At 46.7% G+C, this 625-nt stretch carries 1 pseudogene; it reads right to left on the reverse strand.

Annotated features, from left to right (window positions below):
* Positions 1-625, reverse strand: a pseudogene (locus R8N47_RS26220) (MoxR-like ATPase); the annotation flags it as partial.

Raw genomic sequence — 625 nt, forward strand, 5'->3', positions numbered from 1 at the left:
CAATACCACGAGGCATTGGTGGTAGGGACTCCATTTGCTCAGTGATGTGTAGGTTCACGGTAACACCTTTTAGATTGGTGTATTCCTTACCGTCTTTACCCACCAATTTAACTGGCGTATTTAACGCATCATTTGCCACGATGTTGCCCATGATGTCTTCGTATTCAGCTTGCACCCCAGGGATATCAAGCAGCGATGCAAAGCTCACCTCATCGGTAAAACGGTTCGAGAATCGACGTGCTAAGAAGTGGCTCGCAAGCGCTTTGTCTGGCCAGTTACCCAACACAGACACCGCATTTGACCAAGGGTAATCCGGGTCAAAGCTACCAATTGAGTTTAGGAAGCGTCCATTCGCAGTTTCCGCAACAGCTATATAGCCCTCATCTGAATCTTCGATAAAGCGTGCTGCCAAATCATCAAAACAGCTGGCTGTTGAAAGATCGTAATCAGCCGGAATTTGGTGTGAGTTGTTGTCTAACAGTTGACCAAAAGAAATCACTTTTTGGTTGCCTGCCGCATTTTCTATCACACATTGATGCTCTGGTGTGCGCAAGATATCAAGGAAGAACGCCGCGGATTTTTTCGCCCCATTCGCGTAATCACAGAACCATGAGTTATCGGCTTT

Source organism: Vibrio sp. 2132-1 (genome assembly GCF_033344315.1).